The organism is Streptomyces sp. NBC_01723 (genome assembly GCF_036246005.1).
Classification (GTDB): Bacteria; Actinomycetota; Actinomycetes; order Streptomycetales; family Streptomycetaceae; genus Streptomyces.
In genome coordinates this window covers 7,915,275-7,937,882 of the sequence record NZ_CP109171.1, presented here as the reverse complement: position 1 = coordinate 7,937,882, position 22,608 = coordinate 7,915,275, and the positions used below count along the sequence as shown (strand labels likewise).

Below are 22,608 nucleotides of genomic sequence, written 5' to 3'. Positions count from 1 at the left end.
GTCGCGCCTCACGGCCGCGACGGGCGGAAAGCATCGAACGGAGGCATGCATGCCTGACGACACCCAGCAGGCGGTCCCGCCTGTGCCGAGCCCGGCGGCCGGAGATGAACCGCCCGAGCACCACATGCACCTGCTCGGGCGGTACTACCGCCAGGTGGAGGCAGGGCGCAAGACCATCGAAGTGAGGGTGGCCACCCCGAACAGGCGCGCCATCAGCGTCGGCGAGACAGTCGTCTTCCACGACCGGGACACAGGCCGGGAACTTGACGTCATCGTGCAGCGGGTCACCCCGTACCCCTCCTTCGATGACCTGCTCCGCTCGGAGGACACCGCACTTATCAATCCGGACGGGTCGCCCGACGAGCTGCTCGCCGACCTCCGCGGCATCTACCCGCCGGCCAAGGAAGCCCTCGGCGTTCTCGCCCTCGCCTTCGACCACCGTCCTGCCCGGCCCGGCCGCCCCCTGCCGATGGCAGCCGAGGAGTACGCGCAGACCGTCCCCCACCACACGGTGTACGGCTGCCTGTACATCCGCGACGAACACGACCGTCCGGTCCAGCTCCGTTCGGTCTACGGCCCGAGACTCTGGCAGTTCCCAGGCGGCAACCTGGATGCCCCGGGTGAAGATCCCCTGCAGACCGCCCGGCGGGAGACGGTCGAGGAGACCGGCCTGGAGCTCGCTCTCAACACGCCGACCCTGCTCCTGACGCACTTCCTCCACGCTGGACCGCGCCAGCCGCTGAACAAGGTGGGGCTCATCTTCGACGGAGGCCAGCTGACCGCCGACCAGCTCGACCGGATTCGCCTCGACCCGGCGGAACACGACATGTGGGCCGTCCACGACCTCCCGATCTGGCAAGAGCTGATGGCCCCGCGCGCCTTCGCGCGCCTCGACGCCATCGAACGAGCCCGACGCGGCGAGGGACCCGCCTACCTGATCACACACACCTGACCCCCAGAACACTCGCCCACCAGGAGGCAACCGTGCCCGCCGAGGACACCAACACCCGGGCCTGGCAGATCTACGGCCGGCGCCAATTGGCCCGCGCCTACACCCCGCCCGTCCCCACCCGGCTCGGCTGGACGCCCTGGGAAAGGATCAGCCCAGGTACGGCTTCTCGCGGTGTTCCAGGAAGTGCTGGATCCTGATCCGTTGGGTGTGGTGCATCGGCAACTGCTCGATCTCTTCCGGCGGCACGAACCGGAGTTCGGTGGACTCGTCGGAGATAGCCAACTGACCGCCGGTGATGCGGGCGGTGAAGCAGACGTTGAACTGGCGGCGGACCTCGCCGTCGGTGTAGGCGATGATGTGTTTCGGGTCGGTGTAGGTGCCGACCAGGCCGGTGATCTCTACGTCGAGGCCGGTTTCTTCCTTGACCTCGCGGACGGCCGTGCCTGGCAGGGAGTCGGTGAGGTCCATTCCGCCTCCGGGCAGGGCCCATAGGTCGTTGTCGCGGCGGCGCTGGAGGAGGATGCTGCCGTGGTCGTCTGTGACGACGGCGGATGCGGCGACGACCATGCTGTTCGGCTTGGGCGCGTTCGGGTCGTCGTAGTACTCGGTGCGGGCCACGGTCAGCCTTCCGCTCGTACGGGGGTAGCTGTCGTCCACACGGCGTCGAAGCTCTCGGCGTAGGTGTCGAACATGCCGCCTGCCTCGTGTCGGCGAAGATGCCATACGGGGGCGGCGTAGGCGTTGACACCCCAGACGTGTGCGTTGACGAGTTGCTGGTCGTCGGCGCGGTAGAGGGAGTTGTAGAGCGTGGTGCTGTGGGTGCGGACTTCGATGCCGGGGGTGCCGGCGAGGGGCCTGTAGTGCATGAGCGCGAGGCGACAGCACCGGCACACCCCGGCCCCGACGGTTCGAACCCCTCACCGCCGACGAAGCCCGCCAGTTCCTCGCGGCCGCGCGCGGACACCGGCTTCATGCCCTGTTCGAACTCGCGCTTCACACCGGACTCCGCAAAGGCGAACTCCTCGGCCTCCTCTGGGAGGACCTCGACCTCGACCGGGGCACCGCTGCCGTCCGCCGCACCTTGCAGCGCACCAACACGGCCGGACTCACCACGTTGCCCACCAAGACCCGGGCCTCCGAGCGCCGCATCGCCCTCCCCGCCCGCTGCCTCCAGTCGCTAAAGCACCACCACGAGGAGCAGCAGCGCGAACGGCACACGGCAGGCACCGAGTGGCAGCACAACGGGTACGTGTTCACCACGCCTCATGGCAGGCCGATCGACCCGACCAACCTCACCCGGACCTTCACCACGCTCCTCCGCAGGGCCAGCCTCCGCCGCATCCGCTTCCACGACCTCCGCCACTCGACCGCCACCCTCCTCCTGGAACAGGGCGTCGAACTCGTCGTAATCAAGGAACTCCTCGGCCACGCCCACATCGGCGTCACCGCCACCGTCTACGCCCACGTCCGGCTCCGCCTCCAGCGCGACGCCATCGACACCCTCAACTCCGCCCTTGACGGCCCTGCCAACGACGAGTCGACCCGCGACGACGGCGACGACCCGCCGCTGTGCGGAGCCACCGTCCGCTGACGTTGCCGTCAACTACTGCCGTCACCGCATGCAGAAGCCCCGCCAGGGCGCACCTGGCGGGGCTTCATTTTTGCTGACGCTAACGGATCTTCTTCTTACCCGTGTGCCTAAGCGCCTGTCACTCCGCAAAAACCGGATTAAGCCAGACCGACACCAGATCACCGTTGTCGACACCCAAGACAGTTCCGCTAGCGATTTGGACGAACTTAGCGTCGGTGGCATCGTTCAGGCGAATGGCAACCCACCCGGAGAAAGGATCATACGAAACCCGCCACCTGTCTCCAGGAACCTCGAAAGAAACCCCAGGCTCGAAAGAGTGGTCCGACGAGATGAATACCCGCCCGGGATTGAACTGTGGAGCAGTCAACTTGGCCACCACACCCCGAACGTTCGGAAAGTACCCCCAGGCGAACAGGACTTCCCGGGATTCAATATCGACCTCAAGTTGGAGCGTGCCGATCAGCACACTCGCAACCCCCTCCGAGCCGAGCCTCTCACTCAACGACTCCCCGCTCTGCGCACTGAAGGAGAATCCGTACTCGGACTCGCCGTAAGTGAGGACACCATCAAGAGGAGATCCGTCTTGGATGGAGAATTTCATTTCGGGCTAGCCTTTTGTGCTCTTGAAGAGGAAGTGGACGATTCTGTTGGAATTTGCGTCGATGTTGAGCTCCCAGATCCCGCTGCTTCCGTTCATCGATCCAGGCGTTCTCCACTCGACAACTCCAGGAGGGGTACAACTGATGACCGTCCCTCGCGTGCTGCTTTACATGACCGGGTCGCACTGAGAGAAACAGACCCCTCGTCCGGAGGGATGAGCGGGTGCGATCGCAAATCAGGCATCCGAGAGAGTCACGGGCACACGGACTTCTTCGAGGCACCGACCGCATCGTGCGCGCCAGCGCGTTCGACCTCACGTCGAAGCCGCACCGGAGCGCTCCGGTGCGGCTTCGACTGATCCGGACAGAGACCCCGCTAGGACGGACCTTGGCGGGGCCTCGCCCTAACACCCGCGTATCACTCATCAAGATCCGGACCAGGTGCGGACCGAATCACCCTGGCACTTGACGTTTCCACTCTTTGACACAGGTCAGAGGCGAGGTCAGGCGTGTACCACCAGCAGACGAAGAACCTGCCAGTCACTCTCCGGCACAGCTTCCTCGGATCGGACCGAGCACGCGCTGCCGAGGGTCAGCGGCGACACCAGTGCCTTGTGGGATCCCCACAAGGCAGCAGCGCGAACAGCACTGCCCTTCTCCAACGCCCGACTCGATCGCCGGGCAGGTCAGCATTGGCCCGACCCCTACCAATCCTGCTAACACCCAGGCGATCGCCGGAAACGGGCAAAGGGTCCTTCAACCTGACCTGATGGCACGTCAGCAAAGTCAGCATTGAGTCAGGAAGTGTCTTGCCACAGCTGCCCACAGACAGCCACACCGTGGGATCGCCAACCACTCCGGCCTGAGGCCGGCGAGCTGTTCAGAAGCTTTCCGGCAGGCGGGCCGAAAGCAACGAGGATTGCTGGCAGCCTACACCCCGGCGGTCAGCAAAATCGACGCATTACCGCAGGTCAGCGCATCCTTCCGCGCGGTTTCAACGGCACCGCCGGCAGCGCCGGGGCGGGCAGTGGAGCCCCGTCGTAGCCCTTCACCTCGCCGAAGCGCGTCCCTTCCATCCAGTCCCGGCGCGCCTGCTCGATCTCCTCCTGGGAGCGCCCGATCCAGTTCCAGAACATGATCAGCTCTTCCTCGAACGGCTCGCCGCCCAGCAGCATCAGGCCCGCGTCCGAGTCGGCGCGCAGGGGGAGTTCGTCGCGGCCGCAGCCGAGGTAGAGCATCGAGCCGGGCACCAAAGGCACGCCGTCGACGTGGGCCTCGCCGGACATGGACAGGACGGCGTACTCGAAGTCCCGTTCCAGGGGGAGGCGTACGTCCGTGCCGCCGGCGAGGGTCAGGTCGGCGCCGACGAGTGGGGTGTACGTCGTGCCCGGGGACGTGGTGCCGTCGAGGGTGCCCAGGAGCAGGGTGGCCGACAGGCCGGGGGCGGTGACCAGGGGCAGTTCGGCGTGGTACTCGAAGTGCGGGTCGGCGTGGCGGTGGGCGTCCGGGAGGGCGACCCACAGCTGCGCGCCGTGCAGGCGGCGGGCGTGCGGGCGGGGGCTCTCCTCGGAGTGGCTGATCGCGCGGCCGGAGGTCATCAGGCCCAGCTGCCGTGGGTGGATGGTCTGGAGGCTGCCGGTGGAGTCGCGGTGCAGGACCTCGCCCTCGTGCAGCCAGCTGACCGTCTGGAGGCCCATGTGCGGGTGCGGAGGCACCTGCATGCCGGGCTCGTCGGCGATGTCGTCGGGACCGTAGTGGTCGACGAAGCACCAGGCCCCGACCATGCGGCGGCCGAGGTTGGGCAGCAGTCGGCGGACCTCGGTGGACTCGCCGAGCTTGACGTTCCGAGGGCTGAGGAGTTCGCGCACGGGTTCCGTCACGACGAAGCCGCGGCCGCCGCACAGGCTGGGTACCGCCGCGCGATCAAGATTGCTCATGCCGCCCAACCTAGCCCCGGACGGCCCCGCGCGTCAGACGGTCGCCGGGGCGTCACCTTCGCGGGACGGCGGCCGGCCCGCATCGAAGTGGTGGAATGTTCAACCACCGGTCGTGGTTGCAGGGTGTCGAAGGAGGTCACGAGTGGACATGACGTACTACGACCACGGAACGCCGGCCGAGCGCTGGGAGCGCGCGCGGATGTTCTTCGACGCCAAGGACTACGCCGCCGCCGCGCGCGTCCTGGACGGCCTGGTCGGGGAGGTGCCCGAGCAGACCGGACCGCGCCTGCTGCTGGCGCGCTCCTACTACCACTCGGCGCAGCTGCGGCGGGCCGAGTCCGAGCTGCGGATCCTCGTCGAGCGCGACCCCGTCGAGCAGTACGCGCGGCTGATGCTGAGCCGGACCCTCGAACGGCAGGGGCGGCAGGAGGAGGCCGACGCCCAGCTGCGGATCGCCGCCGCCCTGGCGGGTGACTTCGCCGGGCGCTGAGCGGCGGCCGCGCAGTGGACGCGGGTGAAGCGGCGGATACGGCGGATGCGGCGGAGCGCGGTGCAGGGCATCGGTGCTCCGCCGCCCCCGTCAGACGCCGGCCGCCGCGTCTTTCGTCCGGGTCCGGCGTTCCCGCCGGTGGGCGATCTCGCCGAGTACGACGTCCAGCGCGACGAAGGCGGCCAGGGGGATGCCCAGCAGCGGGACGAAGTAGCCGAGCACCGCGACCGCCGCCAGCAGCGGGACGAGGAGCAGCGGCGGGACCTGCTGCCACGCGCCGCGCGGGATCGGACGGCCGAAGGCGGAGCCCCGGCCGCGCCGCCACCACATGCGGTAGCCCCAGACGATCAGCAGGATCAGGGACGCGGCGAGGAGCATCAGGCCGATCTGGTTGGGCAGCCCGAACAGGCTGCCGGTGTGCAGGTCGATGCCCCAGCGGCTGAGCTTGGCGAGCACCGGGTAGTCGGCGAAGCGGAGAACGTCGGTGACCTCGCCCGTCGCCGGGTCCACGGCGACCGAGTCCTGCTTCTCGGGCCAGCTGCGCTGCACCTGCTTGACGACGTAGGCGGAGGACGCGTCGGCGGGCGGCACGATCTCGACGGGGTCGCCGAGGCCCTTCGCGCGCGCGGCGGCGAGGACCTTGTCGAGGCCGACGCCGTGCGCCGCGTCCCCGCCGGCGCCGGCCGCCGCGCCGTGGCCCGAGTGCTCGCCGCCCCCGGTGGCCGACGCCGACACGGACGGCGTGGTCTGGTCGAGCGAGACGCGCAGGTCCTCGATGTTCGCGCCGGCGTACGTCGACCAGGTGAGGCCGGTCGCCGAGAGGAAGATGAACCCGGCCGCGGCCCAGGCGCCGACCGTGCCGTGCAGACCCAGGGTGCGGCGCCGGCCCGTGGTGCCGCGCACCTTGCGCCGGGACCGGCGGCGGGAGAACCACAGCACCAGACCGGCGCTCGCGATCACCCACAGCCAACTGGCGGCGAACTCGCTGTACAGCCGCCCGGTCTCCCCCAGGTGCAGGTCGCGGTGGAACTCGTCGATCCAGGTGCGCAGGGGCAACGCCCCGCTGGAACCGTACTGTTCGAGGGCGCCGCGCACCTTCGCCGTGTACGGGTCGACGAAGACCGCGAGCGTGTGGCCGGGGTCGACGCCCTCGACGCCGGACAGCATCACCCTGGTGGTGGCGTCGTCCTCGGGCGAGGGGCGTACGGCCGACACGGCGCCCTCGGGGTGGGCCTGCCGGGCGGCGGCGACCTGCTCGGATATCGGCAGCTTGCGCTCGCCCACGTCGTCGACGGTCAGTTCGTGGGCGTAGACCAGCTTCTCGGCCTGGAAGGAGGCGGCGTAGAGCAGGCCGGTGACCGCCGCGACCAGCAGGAAGGGGGCCACGAAGAGACCGGCGTAGAAGTGCAGGCGCAGGACCAGGGGGCGCAGGGTGGACCATCTGCCGCGGGTGGGCGGTGGCGCGGCCGTGGCCGGGGACTCGTCCGTCGAGGCCGGGGAGGTGGTGGTCATCGGTGGGCGCTCCGGGGACGTCGTGGGGAGGGGACGGTCCCAGTGGTCGGTTCGGACGCGCGTCGGGTTCCCGGCCCCTTAAGTGGCGTGCGTCACACGGGCGGAGTCGGTGGGGGCGGTGGCCGTGGCATGCTGGCGCGATGGGAACTCCGCGTGAACGCTCCCCTCTTGCCGAGCGGGTCGAGGAACTGCTCGCCCCCGGCGGCCCGTTGCCGATCGTCGAGGCGGGTGATCCGGTGTTGCGCCGTGCGGCCGAGCCGTTCGACGGGCAGTTGCCGCCCGCGCTGCTGGCGCGGTTCGTCGAGGCGCTGCGGCTGACCATGCGCGCGGCGCCGGGCGTCGGACTGGCCGCGCCGCAGGTGGGGGTGGGGCTGCGGATCGCGGTGATCGAGGACCCGGCACCGGTGCCGGAGGAGGTGCGGGTGGCGCGCGGGCGGGTGCCGCAGCCGTTCCGGGTGCTGGTCAATCCCTCGTACGAGCCCGTCGGCGGCGCGCGGGCCGCGTTCTTCGAGGGCTGTCTGAGCGTGCCGGGCTGGCAGGCCGTGGTGGCACGCCCCGCGCAGGTGCGGCTGCGGGCGACGGACGAGCGCGGGCTCGCGGTGGACGAGGTGTTCTCGGGGTGGCCGGCCCGGATCGTGCAGCACGAGACGGATCATCTGGACGGCGTGTTGTACCTGGACCGGGCCGAGTCGCGGTCGCTGTCGTCGAGCCGGGCCGTGGCCGGTCTGTGGGCGCAGCCGACGCCGGAGCGGGCCGCGGCGGCGCTGGGGTTCGAGCTGCCGGGTCCGGCGGTCTGACCGGCCGCCGGACCCGGCGGACGCCGTCAGTTGTCGCGGTACGCCTCCAGGAGCCGCAGCCACACCTCGCTGATCGTCGGGTACGACGGGACGGCGTGCCACAGGCGGCTGAGGGGCACCTGGCCGACGACGGCGACGGTCGCGGAGTGGATCATCTCGCCGACGCCGGGGCCGACGAAGGTGACGCCGCGGATGATCTCGTCCTCCAGGTCGACGACCATGCGGGCGCGGCCCTTGTAGTCGTCGCCGTAGAGGCTCGCGCCGGCCACGGTGCCCAGGTCGACGTCGACGGCGCGGACCCGATGGCCGGCCTGTTCCGCCTCGGCGAGGCTCAGGCCGACGGAGGCCGCCTCGGGGTCGGTGAACACCACCTGGGGTACGGCGGCGTGGTCGGCGGTCGCGGCGTGCGCGCCCCACGGGTCGGACTCCAGGATCGGCACCCCGGAGGCGCGGGCGGCGATGGCGGCGCCCGCGACGCGCGCCTGGTACTTGCCCTGGTGGGTGAGGAGGGCGCGGTGGTTGACGTCGCCGACGGCGTACAGCCAGTCGTGGCCGCCCACCCGGAGGCTGTCGTCGACGGACAGCCAGGAGCCCGGTTCCAGGCCGACCGTCTCCAGGCCGATGTCGCCGGTGCGGGGCACCCGGCCGGTGGCGAAGAGGATCTCGTCGGCCTCGATGCTCTCGCCCGTGTCGGTGACGGCGACGACGGTGCCGTCCTCGCGGGTGACCGACCGGACGGAGGTGCCGGTGCGGAGGTCCACGCCGGCCTCGGTGAGCGCCTCGGCGACCAGTTCTCCGGCGAAGGGCTCCATCCGGGCGAGCAGCCCGCCCTCGCCGCGCACCAGGAGGGACACCCGGGAGCCGAGGGCCTGCCAGGCGGTGGCCATCTCGACGGCGACCACGCCGCCGCCGACCACGATGAGCCGGCCGGGAGCGCTCTCGGCGCTGGTTGCCTCGCGGCTGGTCCAGGGGCGCACGTCGGCGAGCCCGGGCAGGTCGGGCAGGGCGGCGGCGCTGCCGGTGCAGACGGCGACGGCGTGCCGGGCGGTCAGCACCCGGCGGGTGCCGTCGGGTGCGGTCACCTCCACGGTGCGCGGCCCGGCGAGCCGTCCCAGCCCGCGGTAGAGGTCGGCGCCGATGCCCTCCACCCACTGGACCTGGCCGTCGTCCTTCCAGTGGGAGGTGAATCCGTCACGGCGGGCGAGGACCGCCGCGGTGTCCAGGGTGCCCTGCGCCGAGTCGGCGAGGCCGGGCAGGCGGCGGGCGTCCGCGCGGGCGAGGACCGGGCGCAGCAGGGCCTTGCTGGGCATGCACGCCCAGTAGGAGCATTCGCCGCCGACCAGTTCGCTCTCCACGATCGCGGTGGACAGACCGGCCGCCCGGGTGCGGTCGGCGACGTTCTCCCCCACGGGGCCCGCGCCGATCACGACTACGTCGTACGCGATGGAATCCGATTGCGTCATGGGGTCAGTCTGGTGGGTGGTGTGCGACGTGGCCACATGGGTACGTGCGCGGAATACCCACCAGGTCGGCAGTGTTGTGCCGACGGTTGTACCCCGATTCAGGAAGAGGGATCACCTCATGACCAGCACCGTGGAACTCACCAAGGAGAACTTCGACCAGACGGTCACGGACAACGAGTTCGTTCTGATCGACTTCTGGGCGTCGTGGTGCGGTCCGTGCAAGCAGTTCGCACCCGTCTACGAGAAGGCGGCGGAGGCCAATCCCGACCTGGTGTTCGGGAAGGTGGACACCGAGGCGCAGCCGGAGCTGGCTCAGGCCTTCGGGATCCAGTCGATTCCGACGCTGATGATCGTCCGGGACCAGGTGGCCGTGTTCGCGCAGCCGGGCGCGCTGCCCGAGGACGCCCTGACGGACGTGATCGGCCAGGCCCGGAAGCTGGACATGGACGAGGTGCGCAAGGCGGTCGCCGAGCAGCAGGCGCAGGCCGACGGCGAGAGCGGCCAGTAGGACGGGTTCAGCTCGACTCGCGGTGGACCACCGCCGCGCCCAGCACCTTGTGACGCTCGGGCGCGGCGCCGGGGTCCTGGACCGCGCGGTCGACCAGTGCGGCCAGGTCACGGCCGGAGGGCAGCTCCAGGTGGACGGTGCTGAGCCGGGGCCGGAGCAGGCGGCCCAGCATCAGGTCGTCGGCCCCGATCACGGCCGCGTCGCCGGGTACGGCGAGGCCGGTGTCCTGCAGGGCCCGCATCAGCAGCATCGCGTACTCGTCGTTGTACGCGAACACCGCGTCGAGACCGAGGGAGCCCCAGCGTGCGGCCAGCCGGGCGGCGTCCCGCTCCTCGTAGGCGAGGGGCAGCTCGGTGACGGTGGCGTCGGTGCCGCGCACGGCACGGCGGGCGCCGTCGAGGCGGGGCACCGAGAAGACGTCGAGGCCGTGTTCCGCGGGCACGACCACGCCGATGGCGCGCCGGCCCCGGTCGTAGAGGTGGCGGACCGCGCCGTGTCCGACGCTCTCCTGGTCCGTGAGCAGGGCGTGCGCTCCCTCGACCGCCTCGGGGCCGAGGGTGACGACCGCGCGGGCGCCGGAGCGCCTGAGGACCTCCACCCCCTGCGGGTCCAGATCGGCGCCCGGCACGAGGACGGCGACCGGGCGCAGCTCCGCCCAGGCACGGGCGGCCTCGTAGCCGTGCAGCCCGACACTGCCGTACTGCACGACCGTGTAGTCGAGGCGGGCCAGGGCCCACTGGAGTTCGCTGAGGAACCGGCTGTAGAGGGGGCCCGCGGGGAAGGACGGCGCGGGCATCAGGACCATCCGGCTGTGTCCGGCGCGCAGGGAGCGGGCCGCGGCGTGCGGGACGTATCCCAGCTCCCTGGCCGCCTCGTGCACGCGGCGGCGGGTGGGTTCGCTGATCCGGACGGCGCCGGTGTTGTTCAGGACGTAGGAGACGGTCGCGCGCGAGACGCCGGCCAGCCGGGCCACATCGGCGCTCGTGGGCACGGAGCGCGGTGCGAGGGACTCGGCGGCGGACGGTTTCGGTATCTGCACCATGACGTACGGCATCTTGGCAGAAGCCGGATACGGGGCTCCGGTCGGGGCTCAGACGACCGGGGGCTCGGTGCGGGTGACCCGTGCGACCAGGTCCAGCCAGCCCTCGCGCAGCCGCTCCGAGGGCATCCCGCACTGTTCGGTGAGGTGGTGGATCAGGGCGACGTCGAGGTAGGCGAGCAGCGTGTGGGAGAGCAGCTCACTGTCTCCGTCCGGGACCGCCTGCCGCAGCAGCAGGGCCAGGTGACCGCGTAGGAAGCGGCGCGGCGCGAAGGTGTGGCGGCGCTCCGCGCTGGGCTCCGCGGCCAGTTGCAGGTCCAGTTCGTCGATCGAGCGGCGCAGCATCGCGCAGCCGAAGGCGCGCAGCCGCTCGACGGGCGGGGCGCCGGGGCCGAGCGGCGGCGGTCCGCTGAGCAGGGCGGCCTGGAACTTGCGCTCGGAGTGGTCGAGGAGGGCCGCGAGCAGCCCGGTGCGGTCGCCGAAGCGGCGGAAGACCGTCCCCTTGCCCACCGAGGCCGCGGCGGCCACCGCCTCCATGGTGACGCCGGCCGCGCCGTGCTCGGCGACCAGCCGCTCGGCGGCCTCCAGCAGCCGGGCTCGGTTGCGGGCGGCGTCGGCGCGCAGGCAGGGCTCGTCCTCGAACGGCCCCGGGCCGAGTTGGAGCAACTCCAACTCGGTCTGGCCGACGGTCTCTTCGGACTTCGGGAAGGGCGGCGGGGCGGCGGACATGAACCCAGCGTAAAGCATGGGAAGAAAACTGGACCGCGGTCCGTTTGAGATGTTAGAACTTAAACGGACCCCGGTCCGGATCTATCGCGGCAATCGTTTCAGTGGGAGTACTCATGTCTGTCCGCATCCTTGCGCTCGTCGGCAGCCTTCGCGCCGGTTCGCACAACCGCCAGCTCGCCGAGGCGGCCGTCAGGTTCGCGCCGGAGGGCGCCGAGGTGCAGCTGTTCGAAGGGCTCGCCGACATCCCCTTCTACAACGAGGACGTCGACGTGGAGGGCAGCGTCCCGGCCGCCGCCGCGAAGCTGCGCGAGGCCGCCCAGGCCTCCGACGCCTTCCTGCTCTTCTCCCCCGAGTACAACGGCACCATCCCGGCCGTCCTGAAGAACGCCATCGACTGGCTGTCCCGCCCCTTCGGCGCGGGCGGCTTCGCCGGCAAGCCGGTCGCCGTGGTGGGCACCGCCTTCGGCCAGTACGGCGGTGTGTGGGCGCAGGACGAGGCCCGCAAGGCCGTGGGCATCGCCGGTGGCAAGGTGATCGAGGACCTCAAGCTGTCCATCCCCGGTTCGATGACGCGCTTCGCCGAGACCCACCCGTCGGACGACGCCGAGGTGGCCGCCCAGCTGACGGAGGTCGTCGCCCGCCTGCACGGCCACGCCGACGAGGCCGTCGCCGCCTGAGCGGCACCCAGGACGCGTACGGGACCGGAGCAGGGCTGGCTCCGGTCCCGTACGCGTGTGTGCCCGGCCTGCGTGACCGGCGTGTGTCAGGCCACCGCCTCGGCGGCCAGCGTGCGCAGTTCCGCCAGCGCCTCCGCGACCGCCGGCCGCCGGTGACCACCGCTCCGTGTGCAGGTCAGCAGCTTGCGGTGCGGGCGGTCCGCGCAGGGCACCCGGACGATCGGCAGCTCGGGGGTCAGCTGGGCCAGCCGGGGTATCAGCGCCACGCCGAGCCCGTGCGCGACCAGGTGGGCGGTGACGTTCCAGTCCAGCGCGTGGTGCACCACGTCGGGGGTGAACCCGGCGGCCCCGCACGCCGACATCACGTGCGGGCGGCAGGTGCTCTGCGGCACCGGCGCGATCCACGCCTCCTGCGCCACGTCCGCGAGGTCCGCCCCGGCCCGCCCGGCGAGCGCGTGCCCCTCGGGGACGACCAGGTCGAACGGGTCGTCCAGGAGCGGACGCTGGTCGAAGCGCGCGTCCGACCGCGTCGGGTTGGACGGCGTCGCCTCCACCACCGCCAGGTCGCTCTCCCCTTCGAAGAGCAGGTCGAAGCTCTCCGCCACCTCGACCTCCCGGATCCGGACCGACAGCCGGGGGTGCCGTTCGCGCAGCCGCGCCGCCATGGGCGCCAGCAGCACGGAGACGGCGACCGGGAACCCCGTCACCCGCAGCGGCCCGGCAGGGGCGCCCTCCCCCGCCCGCAGACCAGTTCGGCCTCGTCCCAGCGTGCCTCGATGGCGTCGGCGTGCGCGAGCAGGCTCTCCGCGGCCGGGGTGAGCCGCACTCCGCGCCCCTGCGGTTCCAGCAGGTCCACGTCCAGGTCCCGGGCGAGCTGCCGGATCTGCTGGGAGGCGGCGGAGGGGGTGAAGTGCAGGGCGCGGGCGGCCGCGGTGACGGTGCCGTAGTGGGAGACGGCGCGGAGGACGTGCAGCCTGCGCAGATCAATCATGAAGCGCACGCTTCACGGTGGTGTCCGTAAAGTCAACCTGGACGTGAACGGATACGGAGCCGCACTCTGGCTGTGTCGCGGCGGTCGACGCGGCGTCACGTTCCGCCGGCCCCGCCGGCGCACCAACGAGGCACGAGGAGTCGCCATGCCCTGCACGACCGGTGTCGTCTGCCCGCACTGCGGGTGGCCCGACGGTGCCGAGCCCTTCCAGGTGCTGTCCGCGCATCCCACCGAGGCGGGCGGCACCCTGTGGACCCGGTGCGCCTGCGGCTCGCTCCAGGCCCGCGTCGTCGACGGCGGCGGCAGCCGCGTCGTCTCGCGCGGCCGGCCGTCGCGAGCGCGCTGCTGACCCGACGCCCGGCCCCGCGGACTAGGGCTGTTCCTGCCGCCGTGTGGCCCACAGGCTCGTCGCCGTGGTGATGGCGAGGACGAGCACGATGAAGCCGAGCGAGAACGGGATGCTGATCTCGGGGACGTGCACGCCGGACTCGTGCAGGGCGTGCAGCACCAGCTTCACGCCGATGAAGCCGAGGATGACCGACAGACCGTACGAGAGGTGGACCAGCTTCTTCAGCAGGCCGCCGATGAGGAAGTACAGCTGGCGCAGGCCCATCAGGGCGAACGCGTTGGCCGTGAACACGATGTACGGGTCCTGGGTCAGTCCGTAGATGGCGGGAATGGAGTCCAGGGCGAAGAGGATGTCGGTGAAGCCGATGGCGAGCATCACGACCAGCATCGGCGTCATGACCCGCCGGCCGTTCTCCTCCACCCACAGCTTGGTGCCGTGGTAGCGGTCGGCGACACCGAAGCGGCGCTCGATCGACTTCAGCAGCTTGTTCTCCTCGTACTCCTCGTCGTGCCCACCCTTGCGGGCGTCCTGGATCAGCTTCCACGCGGTCCAGATGAGGAAGGCGCCGAAGATGTAGAACACCCAGGAGAAGGCGGAGATGATCGCCGCGCCGGCCGCGATGAAGGCGGCGCGCAGGACGAGGGCCACGATGACGCCGACCATCAGCACGCGCTGCTGGTACTGCGAGGGGACCGCGAACTTCGCCATGATCAGGACGAAGACGAAGAGGTTGTCGACGCTGAGCGACTTCTCGGTGATGTAGCCGGCGAAGAACTCGCCGCCCGGACCGCCGCCGCCGACCAGGATCAGCCCCACCCCGAACAGACAGGCCAGGATCACCCAGACGGCGGTCCAGATCCCGGCCTCCCGGATCGAGACGTCGTGCGGCTTGCGGCCGATGAAGAAGTCTGCGGCGATCAGGACGCACAGGCCCGCGACGGTCAGCAGCCAGACGCTGAGGGAGACGTTCACCGGTGCTCCTCGGGCGGGCGGGGGCGGGAAGCGCGTACGGGTTCTCCGTCAGGGTGTTTCCGGGATGCGGTCCGGGCAACCCCGGCCGCGCGTCCGGCCCGCGCACCGGTGTGGTCAGCTCGCCCAGTCCAGCAGGCGGTCCCGCGTCTCGGGGGCGCGCAGATGGGCCAGCGAGGCCTTCTCCAGCTGGCGGACGCGTTCCCGGGTGAGGCCCACGTGCTGGGCCACCTGGTGCAGGGTGCGGGGGCGGCCGTCGTGCAGGCCGTAGCGGAGGCTGAGGATCAGGGCCTCGCGGGGTGCCAGGGTGCCGACGGCCTCCCGCAGCTCCGCCGCGAGCGCCTGGAACTCGGCGACCTCCGGGGCCCGCAGCACCTCGGTGTCCGGGATGAGGTCGCCGACGACGGTCTCGCCGGTCTCGTCCACCGGGGTGTCCAGGCTGACCGCGTCCCGTCCGACCCGGCGCAGCCAGACGACCTTGTCGGCGTCGATGCCGCTCTCGGCGACGACCTCCTCGGTGGTCGGTTCGCGGTCGAGCCCTGCGCGGAGCTTGCGTTCGACCTTGGCGAGCTTCTGGAGCTGCTCCACGACGTGGACCGGCAGCCGTACCGTGCGCGCGTGCGTCGCCAGGCCACGCTCGATGGCCTGGCGGATCCACCAGGTGGCGTACGTGGAGAACTTGAAGCCCTTGGTGTGGTCGAACTTCTCCACGGCCCGGATCAGTCCGAGGTTGCCCTCCTGGATGACGTCGAGGAGGGGCAGCCCGCGGTGGGCGTGGCGCTTGGCCATCGACACGACGAGCCGCAGGTTGGCCCGCACCATGTGGTCCTTGGCCGCCTGGCCGTCGTGGACGGTCTCCTCCAGCGCGCGGCGCGTTCCGGGCGTGGGGGCGGGTTCGCCGGTGTCGGCCGACTCCAGTTCCTCCCTGGCCCGGACGCCGGCCTCGATGCGTACGGCGAGCCGTACCTCTTCCTCGGCGGTCAGCAGGGGTGTGGCGCCGATCTGGCTCAGGTACTGGCCGAGCAGGTCGGGTTCCTCGTCGGGTTCCGGGATCCGGCTGCGCAGCCGCGCGGTGCGGGCGGTGGCGCGGCGGTCCTCCCCCGTGTCCGCCCGGGGGGTTCGTGCCAGGGGGGCCATGTCGCTTCCTCCGTCCCTGCCGGGCGCCGGGCCGTCGCGCCGCCGGCGCCCGGGTACGTCAGTGGCCGGGTGCGGCCCGGCTGATGTCCGCCAGCGCGGAGTGCGGGTCGTCGGCGGTGGCGAGGTCGCCGAGGGTGACCACGCCGACCGGGACGCCGCCGTGCTCGACGACGGGGAGCCGGCGCACGGCGTGGTGCCGCATCAGTTCGGCGGCGTGGTCGGTGGTGTCGTCCGGGTCGAGGGTGACGACGGGCGGCGGCGTGCACACCGCGCCGACGGTGGTCTCGTCGGGGTCCCGGCCGTCGGCGACGCCGCGGATCACGATGTCGCGGTCGGTGAGCATGCCGAACAGGTCGCAGTCGTAGGTCACCAGGACGTCGCCGACGTTCTCCTCCCTCATCAGCCGGGCGGCCCGCGCCACCGTCGTCATGGGTTCGACGGCCACCGCGGCCGGTGACATCACGTCTCGGATGCGCCGTGTCATGATCGCGCCTCCTGGGCGTCGCTACGGGGTTCCGCACGGCCCGGGTCGATCAGGGCCAGGCCGATGTCGGGGTGGTGGGTCTTGGCCAGTTCGGCCGGGCTGTCCCGCACGACGACCTCCAGCGTCGGCCAGACCCGGCCGGACAGCAGGTGCCCTCCGCGGGTGGAGCCGTCGGAGAGGCCCAGTACGGCGTGCAGGTGCGGGGTGGGCCCCTGGTCGGCCACGGCGACGTCGCCGATCAGCGACGGCACCTCGCACTGCTCCTCCACCGGGATGCGCCGGTAGTCCTTCGCCCGCCGGTCGAACCAGCCGACGACCGCCTCGGAGAAGGCGCCCACGGCGGTGACCTGGGACGCGCCGAGCGACCGGTCGCGGGCGAAGGCGCCGAGTTCGGCGACCGCGTCCTCTCCGGCCTCCAGCACCACCACGTACACCGCGGACGGACCCTCCTGCACCTGCTGCCACTTCATGCGCTCCGGGTACCCGACGCGGATCCGGGCAACCGGGCGTCGGCCGACCGCGAGGAACCCGCGATGTTCACGCCGATCCCGCTGTCGCCGGCGCCCGCCTGATCGCCGCGAGCCAGTCGTCGACCGGCCCGAAGGTGAGCAGCCCGCTGCCCGCGCCCGCGAGTTCGCCGGCCGCGGGCAGCAGCCGTGCGTGGGTGCGCTCCAGGGCCGCGCGGTCGCCGAGTCGGAGGGCGAGCGCGGCCTCGGCGCAGCACAGTGCCTCGTACAGGAGGTCGGGCGGCGGCTCCGTCAGGGCGGCGAGGGCCGTTCGGGCCTCGGCGGTGCGGCCGTCGGCGAGGAGGGCGAACGGCTCGGCCCACGGGCGGTACGGTCCCCAGTCCGCGCCCGGGTCCACCTCGGCCGCCCGGCCGTGGGCGAGGCGCAGGCCGAGCAGGGCGAGGGGAAGCAGTCCGCGTTCGAGGCCGGGCATGCCCGCGCCGTCGAGCCGGGTGGCGGCGGCGCGGTATGCGGCCGCCGCGATGTCGTACGGGCTGCCCGAGGCGGCCAGGCGCAGGGCCCCGTACCAGTCGGTGAAGACGGCGACCAGCGGCCGGTCGTGCCGTGCGGCCAGGCGGTCCACGGCCGTGGCCTGCTCGTCGGCGGCGGTGAGGTCGGCGAGGGCCGAGCGGGCCTGGAGGCGGATCAGGTGGCCGAGGACGGTGTGGTTGACCAGGCCGTGCCGGGTGCCGAGGGCGACGAGTTCGGCGCCGAGGGCGTCGCGGCGGGGGGCCAGTCCGGCTCTGGTGCAGGACTGCATGAAGACACCGTTGAGGGCGAAGGCGAGCAGCGCCGGGTCGTCCAGGCGGCGGGCGACACGCTCGGCCTCGGCCGCCGCGCGCGGACCGCGCTCGGATCGTACGCCCCGGGACTCCAGGGCGACGGTGGCCAGCAGGCGGCAGCGCGCCGCGTCGGCGGTGGCGTCGTCGGGCAGGGCGGCGAGGGTGCGTTCGGCCGCCGCGACGATCCGGCGGGCGCTTTCGGGGTCGTCGCCGCGGGTCCAGACGGCGGGAACGTCGTAGGCGCCGATCACCCGGGCCGTCAGCTCCGCGTCGCCCGTCTCCTCGGCCGCCGCGATCGCCGCCGTCCGGTGCTCCCGGGCGGCCTCCAGACCGCCGCCGCCGGTGACGGCGAGGGTGCGCAGCAGGCCGACGGTGGACTCCAGACGGGCGTGCGCGCCGGCGGCGACGGTGCGGTCGTACGCCTCGGTCGCCGCCGCCCACAACCGGGCCGCCGCGTCCGCCGGTTCACCGGGCGGGTCCAGTTCCGGGTCCTGGGCGAGGATGCGGGCCTCCAGGCGGCGCAGCCGGGGACCGGGGTCGAGACCGAGCTGTCCGGCCAGCCGGCCGCGGGCCCGGCGCAGTACGGCGAGGGCGTCCCCCTGACGGCCGGTCCGGTACAGGGCCAGGGCGAGCAGGCGCCAGGCCTCCTCGCGCCAGGGGTGCCCGGTGAGGTGCGCGTCCAGGTCGGGGACGGCCTCGGCGGCCCGGCCCAGGTCCACGAGAAGTTCCGCCCGGCGTTCCACGGCCCGCAGCCGCAGTTCGGTGAGCCGGGAACGCTCGCCGCGCGCCCACTCCGCCCCGCTGAACTCGGCGTACGCGGGCCCCCGCCACTCCTCCAGGGCCGCCCGGAGCCGCTCCGGTGCCTGCGCGGCGGGCCCGCGCTCGGCCTCGGCGACGGCCGCCTCGAAACGCCACGCGTCCACGGAGTCGGGCGCCGCGCGCAGGGTGTATCCGGGGCCTTCGGTGACCAGCAGCCGGGCCGGGGCGCGTGGCGGACGGTCGGGCTCCAGGGCCCGGCGCAGGTCCCCGACGAAGGTGCGCAGCGCTCCCACGGCTCGCGGCGGGGGTGCCTCCCACAGGTCCTCCACCAGGCGGGCGACGGGCACGACCCGCCGTCGGGCCAGGACCAGCCGGGCCAGTACGGCGCGGTGCCGGGGGCCCTTGAGGGCGAGCGGGTCGCCGCCGCGCCCGGCCGTGACCGGTCCGAGCACACCGAACGTGACCGCTTCCATGTTCCGTCCGTTCCGATCCGCCTCGCCCGTGCGAGCACCACGGTACGCGTGCTGATCGGTTGCTGATCCGGGCCCGGCAGGCTCGGAGGCAGTCACCGGCACGACGTACGGCGGAGGACACGGCGTACGGCACGAGAGAGGCACGGCCCACCCATGACACCGACCATCCCCGACTTCACCCACGAGCGCGTCACGGTCGCCGACGGTGTCGCCCTGCATGTTGCGGTCGGCGGCTCCGGCAGCCCGGTCGTGCTGCTGCACGGCTTCCCGCAGACCCATCTGATGTGGCGGCACGTCGCCGCCGACCTCGCGGCCGACCACACGGTCATCTGCCCCGACCTGCGCGGCTACGGCGCCAGCGACAAGCCGTCCGATCCCGACGGCACCGCCTACTCCAAGCGGACCATGGCCGCCGACGTGGTCGCCCTCGCGCGGGCGCTCGGGCACGAGCGGTTCGCGCTGGCGGGGCACGACCGGGGCGCGCTCGTCGCGGTGCGGGCCGGGCTCGACCATCCCGACGTGGTGACGCACCTGGCGGCGCTGGACGTGCTGCCGACCCTCGACATGTGGGACGTCCTGCACGGCACCACGGCGGCGGTCGGCTTCCACCTGTATCTGATGGCGCAGCCGCCGGGCCTGCCGGAGCAGCTCATCGGCGCCGCGCCGGACGCGTTCTTCGGTCACTTCCTCGACGTCTGGACCCGCGACCCGGGGGCCCTGCCCGCCGACGTCCGGGCCGCGTACCTCGAGGCGTCCCGTGCGGCGGTGCCCTCCGTCGTGGCCGACTACCGGGCCTCGGCCGGCATCGACGTCGAGCACGACCGGGCCGACCGGGAGCGGGGCAACAGGCTCCGGATGCCGGTGGCCGTGCTCCAGCAGGACTGGGGCGCGGCCCTCGGTTACGACGCCGCCGCGTTGTGGCGGGCCTGGGCGCCGGATCTGTCGCACGACACCGTCGACTGCGGGCACTTCATGGCGGAGGAGGCGCCCGGCGAGGTCACGGGGGCGCTGCGGAATCTGCTGGCGCGGTAGGGGCACACCGGGGTGCTGACGGCTCGGTGTTCGCACCCCGCCGAGGCACAACTGCCAGTTGTACTGCATCGGTGGTCGGTTGTTTGATCCGGGGGCGTTGCCTCGCTTGGATGTCGGGCGTGACGGAATCGGGTGCGGCGCAATCGGGCGGGACGGGCGGCGGGTCGCTGGGGCGGGGGTTCGGGTGGCTGTGGGCCTCGTACGCCGTCAGCACCTTCGGCACGCGGCTCGCGTTCGACGCCTTCCCGCTGATCGCGGTCCTGGCACTGAACGCGGGTCCGGCGCAGGTGTCGGCACTGGCGGCGGCCGGTCTCGCGGTGGGCGCGGTGGTGGCGGTGCCGCTGGGTCCGTGGGTGGAGTTCCGGCGGAAACGGCCGGTCATGATCGCGACGGATCTGATCCGGTGCGCGGTGCTGCTGACCGTGCCCGTCGCGTTCGCGTTCGGGCGGCTCGGCTTCGCCCAGTTGCTGGTCGTGTCGGTGGTCGTCGCCGCGGCCGACATCACGTTCCGGGCGGCCGCCGGTTCCTGTCTCAAGTCGCTGGTGCGGCGGGAGGACCTGCTGGCCGCGAACGGCCGCTTCGAGGCGACGACCTGGACCGCGACGATGCTCGGGCCGCCGGTCGGCGGGGCCGCCGTCGGTCTCTTCGGGCCCGTGGTGACGGTGGCGGTCGACGCGGCCGGCCATCTGCTGTCGGCGCTGGGCATCCGTGCGATCGGCCGCGGGGAACCGCTCCCCGGGCACGCGGGCCCCGCCCGGACTTCCCGGCTGCGGTCCAGGGACCTGCTGGAGGGGTGGCGGTACGTCCTCACTTCGCCCGCGCTGCGTCCGCTGTTCTTCAACACGGTCCTGGTCAACGGCCTCATCATGGCGACCGCGCCGCTGCTGGCCGTCCTCATGCTGGGCGATCTGGGCTTCGCGCCCTGGCAGTACGGGCTCGCCTTCGCGGTGCCGTGCGTCGGCGGCCTGATCGGCTCCCGGCTGGCCGGACCGCTCGTGGCGCGCTTCGGGGAGCACCGGGTGCTGGTCACCAGCGGGGTGCTGCGCGTGTGCTGGCCGGTGGGGCTGGCCTTCGTCGGCCCGGGTGTGCCGGGTCTGGTCCTGGTGATGGCCGTCGAGTTCGCGCTGATCACGTCGGTGGGGGTGTACAATCCGGTGTCGGCCACGCGCCGGCTGGAACTGACCCCGCCGGACCGGGTCGCGCGCACCCTGACCGCCTGGACGATCAGCGGCAAGCTGACGACCGCGGCCCTGACCGCCCTGTGGGGCCTCCTGGCGGCGCTGACCGGCCTGCGCACGGCGGTCGCCCTGGCGGGCGTGCTGCTCCTGGCGACGCCCTTGCTGCTGCCACGCCGGGGCGTGGGGTCCGGCCCGGAGGGGGGCCCGGGCTCCGACACGGCCTCGGCCCCGCAATCGGGCGCGGATCCGGACCCGGGGCAGGGGGCCGGTTCCCCGAGCCCGGTCGCGTAGCCCCGTCGAGGACCGGGAACTCCCCGCGGACGGCGGAGAACGGGGCGGGCAGTCGAAGCCGTACGCGACCGCTGCCGCCGCGAGACGGCGGCACCGATCCCGACAGCGGACCCGGCCCCGGACTCGCCCGGCAACGGGCTCCCCCGAACCGGCGGCCCAGCGCTCCCGAACACGCCCCCACAACGACGGCGCCCGAGCGCGGCACGCGCAAGATCCCGCCCAGAACGAGCAACCCACTCCCCTACCCCGGCGGCACAGCCCGCCCCAGAACCGGAAACTCCCGCCGCGCCGACGCGAACAACGCCGGGCAGTCCGAGCCGTACGCCACCGCCGCCGCGAAGACCGCGCCGATCGCGGCACGCAAGGGGTCCGGGTCGGCGGCGGCGCGCAGCGCGGGCAGGGCCATGGGCCGCCGTAGTGGGCTGCCCTGGCAGTCGGTGGACGGGTGCACCGCTGCCGCGGCGATGCGCTCGTCGGTGAAGAAGCGGTCCCAGACCTGGCAGGGGTCGTCGAACGGGGGCGGCAGGGGCGCTCCCCGGTCCAGCGCGGCCAGCGCGGCCGATATCCAGTCGAGGTCGGCCAGCCCGGCCGCGGTGAGGGCACGGTGCGCCGCCCACCGCGCGAGACTCCGCTGCGTCGCCGGACTCGCCGCGTCGACGGCGTCGAGGAGGTCCCGGTCCAGCGGTACGAGCCCGCGCGCGTCGGCGCCGACCTCGCGCACCCGGCGGCTGGGCAGCCGGCCGCCCCAGGAGCGGAGCTCGGCACGCTCACGCTCGGTCGGCGCCCCGCACCGAGGGGCGGGCAGCGCGCGGGCGTACCGGTGCCGGTCCCGGGCGCTGCGCGAGGTCTGCCGGACGACCAGGTCCGCGGCGGGCGGGGCCGGCCAGAACTGGAGCAGATAGTGACCGACGGGCCCGGCAGCCGCGGTGGCGCGGAGGTCGGCCGCCTCACCCCGGTCGAGGCCGCGCCCGCAGTAGCGCACCCGGTGGTCGGCCGGTGGCAGGTCCACCTCGCAGAGCGCCGCGTGTCCGCAGGGCAGGACGGCCGTCGACGCGGAGACCGGGCGGAAGGACGCCTCCACGACCTCCTCCCAGCCGTCGTCGAGGGGCGGCGGCGCCCGGTGCACCTCGACGGTCAGGCCGACCCTCCCGGTGCACGGCCCCGTGTCCAGCAGGAGACAGCCCGGGACGGCCGCGCCGCACAGACCGTTGGTCTGTCCGGCACAGGCCTCCGACGGCACCGGGCCGTACGGGTCCAGGCGGCTGTCCACGTGGAACCGTCCCTGGACGACCGGCAGTTCACCTCGGTACACCGTCCGCACGCCCCATCCCCCTCACATCCGGCACATCCGGCTCCCTGAAGC

At 72.7% G+C, this 22,608-nt stretch carries 21 protein-coding genes and 3 pseudogenes; 9 read left to right on the top strand and 15 right to left on the bottom strand.

Translation table 11 applies throughout. The features are described from left to right. Positions 1-49: 49 nt before the first annotated feature. On the top strand, positions 50-952 hold the full coding sequence (locus tag OIE75_RS36810) for an NUDIX domain-containing protein (RefSeq protein ID WP_329473512.1): 903 nt from the start codon (positions 50-52) through the stop codon (positions 950-952). A 147-nt stretch (positions 953-1,099) separates the two neighbouring features. Here OIE75_RS36810 and OIE75_RS36805 read toward each other — a convergent pair whose 3' ends face one another. Beyond that, complete coding sequence (locus tag OIE75_RS36805; RefSeq protein ID WP_329473511.1) at positions 1,100-1,570, bottom strand: NUDIX domain-containing protein; 471 nt, start codon at positions 1,568-1,570, stop codon at positions 1,100-1,102. Between the two features lie 2 nt (positions 1,571-1,572). Further along, positions 1,573-1,839 (bottom strand): annotated as a pseudogene (locus OIE75_RS36800) (XRE family transcriptional regulator); the annotation flags it as partial. On the opposite strand from OIE75_RS36800, the pseudogene OIE75_RS36795 reads away from it, so the two are divergent. Further along, positions 1,821-2,543 (top strand): annotated as a pseudogene (locus tag OIE75_RS36795) (site-specific integrase); the annotation flags it as partial. The pseudogenes OIE75_RS36800 and OIE75_RS36795 sit on opposite strands and share 19 nt — an antisense overlap. Positions 2,544-2,661: 118 nt before the next feature. Here OIE75_RS36795 and OIE75_RS36790 read toward each other — a convergent pair. Together OIE75_RS36790 and OIE75_RS36785 are read right to left on the bottom strand one after the other, a co-directional pair. Then, positions 2,662-3,144 carry a hypothetical protein gene (locus OIE75_RS36790; RefSeq protein ID WP_329473510.1) on the bottom strand — a complete coding sequence of 161 codons (483 nt, stop codon included), beginning with the start codon at positions 3,142-3,144 and terminating at the stop codon, positions 2,662-2,664. Between the two features lie 969 nt (positions 3,145-4,113). After that, complete coding sequence (locus OIE75_RS36785; RefSeq protein ID WP_329473509.1) at positions 4,114-5,079, bottom strand: pirin family protein; 966 nt, start codon at positions 5,077-5,079, stop codon at positions 4,114-4,116. 142 nt (positions 5,080-5,221) lie between these two features. Between OIE75_RS36785 and OIE75_RS36780 the strand changes: the two genes are divergently transcribed. Continuing rightward, complete coding sequence (locus tag OIE75_RS36780) at positions 5,222-5,569, top strand: tetratricopeptide repeat protein (RefSeq protein ID WP_307016626.1); 348 nt, start codon at positions 5,222-5,224, stop codon at positions 5,567-5,569. A gap of 90 nt (positions 5,570-5,659) precedes the next feature. Here the strand turns inward: OIE75_RS36780 and OIE75_RS36775 are convergent, their stop codons facing one another. Next, entirely contained in the window at positions 5,660-7,081 is a 1,422-nt protein-coding gene (locus OIE75_RS36775; RefSeq protein ID WP_329473508.1) for a PepSY-associated TM helix domain-containing protein, read from the bottom strand. Between the two features lie 140 nt (positions 7,082-7,221). On the opposite strand from OIE75_RS36775, the gene OIE75_RS36770 reads away from it, so the two are divergent. Further along, on the top strand, positions 7,222-7,878 hold the full coding sequence (locus OIE75_RS36770; protein ID WP_307016624.1) for a peptide deformylase: 657 nt from the start codon (positions 7,222-7,224) through the stop codon (positions 7,876-7,878). A gap of 26 nt (positions 7,879-7,904) precedes the next feature. On the opposite strand, the gene OIE75_RS36765 is transcribed toward OIE75_RS36770, so the two are convergent. Continuing rightward, positions 7,905-9,341 (bottom strand): dihydrolipoyl dehydrogenase family protein, encoded by a 1,437-nt coding sequence (locus OIE75_RS36765; protein WP_329473507.1) that lies wholly within the window; start codon positions 9,339-9,341, stop codon positions 7,905-7,907. A gap of 118 nt (positions 9,342-9,459) precedes the next feature. Here OIE75_RS36765 and trxA point away from each other — a divergent pair, with 118 nt between their 5' ends. Beyond that, positions 9,460-9,849, top strand: coding sequence for a thioredoxin (trxA, locus tag OIE75_RS36760; RefSeq protein ID WP_234955653.1), 390 nt, complete (start codon positions 9,460-9,462; stop codon positions 9,847-9,849). A gap of 7 nt (positions 9,850-9,856) precedes the next feature. Here trxA and OIE75_RS36755 read toward each other — a convergent pair whose 3' ends face one another. Together OIE75_RS36755 and OIE75_RS36750 are read right to left on the bottom strand one after the other, a co-directional pair. Beyond that, entirely contained in the window at positions 9,857-10,891 is a 1,035-nt protein-coding gene (locus tag OIE75_RS36755; protein ID WP_329473506.1) for a LacI family DNA-binding transcriptional regulator, read from the bottom strand. Between the two features lie 48 nt (positions 10,892-10,939). Next, the gene (locus tag OIE75_RS36750) at positions 10,940-11,617 is read right to left on the bottom strand and encodes a TetR/AcrR family transcriptional regulator (RefSeq protein ID WP_329473505.1); all 678 of its coding nucleotides are present in this window, start codon (positions 11,615-11,617) and stop codon (positions 10,940-10,942) included. Positions 11,618-11,730: 113 nt separating this feature from the next. On the opposite strand from OIE75_RS36750, the gene OIE75_RS36745 reads away from it, so the two are divergent. Further along, positions 11,731-12,294: an NAD(P)H-dependent oxidoreductase gene (locus tag OIE75_RS36745; protein ID WP_307016620.1), complete on the top strand. Its 564-nt coding sequence runs from the start codon at positions 11,731-11,733 to the stop codon at positions 12,292-12,294. An 86-nt stretch (positions 12,295-12,380) separates the two neighbouring features. Here OIE75_RS36745 and OIE75_RS36740 read toward each other — a convergent pair. After that, positions 12,381-13,285, bottom strand: a pseudogene (locus tag OIE75_RS36740) (LysR family transcriptional regulator). Positions 13,286-13,430: 145 nt separating this feature from the next. Here OIE75_RS36740 and OIE75_RS36735 point away from each other — a divergent pair. Next, positions 13,431-13,634: a hypothetical protein gene (locus OIE75_RS36735; RefSeq protein ID WP_329473504.1), complete on the top strand. Its 204-nt coding sequence runs from the start codon at positions 13,431-13,433 to the stop codon at positions 13,632-13,634. Between the two features lie 21 nt (positions 13,635-13,655). On the opposite strand, the gene OIE75_RS36730 is transcribed toward OIE75_RS36735, so the two are convergent. The 5 genes from OIE75_RS36730 to OIE75_RS36710 all read right to left on the bottom strand — a co-directional run bounded on the left by OIE75_RS36730 (position 13,656) and on the right by OIE75_RS36710 (position 18,744). Further along, positions 13,656-14,606, bottom strand: a complete 951-nt coding sequence (locus OIE75_RS36730; protein WP_329473503.1) for a TerC family protein — start codon at positions 14,604-14,606, stop codon at positions 13,656-13,658. A gap of 114 nt (positions 14,607-14,720) precedes the next feature. Next, positions 14,721-15,740, bottom strand: a complete 1,020-nt coding sequence (locus OIE75_RS36725) for a sigma-70 family RNA polymerase sigma factor (protein WP_329473502.1) — start codon at positions 15,738-15,740, stop codon at positions 14,721-14,723. A gap of 58 nt (positions 15,741-15,798) precedes the next feature. Then, positions 15,799-16,224: a CBS domain-containing protein gene (locus tag OIE75_RS36720; protein ID WP_122615329.1), complete on the bottom strand. Its 426-nt coding sequence runs from the start codon at positions 16,222-16,224 to the stop codon at positions 15,799-15,801. After that, the gene (locus tag OIE75_RS36715; protein WP_329473501.1) at positions 16,221-16,694 is read right to left on the bottom strand and encodes a PPC domain-containing DNA-binding protein; all 474 of its coding nucleotides are present in this window, start codon (positions 16,692-16,694) and stop codon (positions 16,221-16,223) included. Before OIE75_RS36715 ends, OIE75_RS36720 begins: the two co-directional genes overlap by 4 nt. Before the next feature lie 67 nt (positions 16,695-16,761). Then, positions 16,762-18,744, bottom strand: coding sequence for a BTAD domain-containing putative transcriptional regulator (locus OIE75_RS36710; protein ID WP_329473500.1), 1,983 nt, complete (start codon positions 18,742-18,744; stop codon positions 16,762-16,764). 153 nt (positions 18,745-18,897) lie between these two features. On the opposite strand from OIE75_RS36710, the gene OIE75_RS36705 reads away from it, so the two are divergent. Together OIE75_RS36705 and OIE75_RS36700 are read left to right on the top strand one after the other, a co-directional pair. Beyond that, positions 18,898-19,776 carry an alpha/beta fold hydrolase gene (locus OIE75_RS36705; RefSeq protein ID WP_307016609.1) on the top strand — a complete coding sequence of 293 codons (879 nt, stop codon included), beginning with the start codon at positions 18,898-18,900 and terminating at the stop codon, positions 19,774-19,776. 110 nt (positions 19,777-19,886) lie between these two features. Beyond that, positions 19,887-21,245, top strand: a complete 1,359-nt coding sequence (locus tag OIE75_RS36700; RefSeq protein WP_329473499.1) for an MFS transporter — start codon at positions 19,887-19,889, stop codon at positions 21,243-21,245. Positions 21,246-21,486: 241 nt separating this feature from the next. On the opposite strand, the gene OIE75_RS36695 is transcribed toward OIE75_RS36700, so the two are convergent. Continuing rightward, entirely contained in the window at positions 21,487-22,566 is a 1,080-nt protein-coding gene (locus OIE75_RS36695) for a hypothetical protein (RefSeq protein ID WP_329473498.1), read from the bottom strand. Positions 22,567-22,608 lie beyond the last annotated feature (42 nt).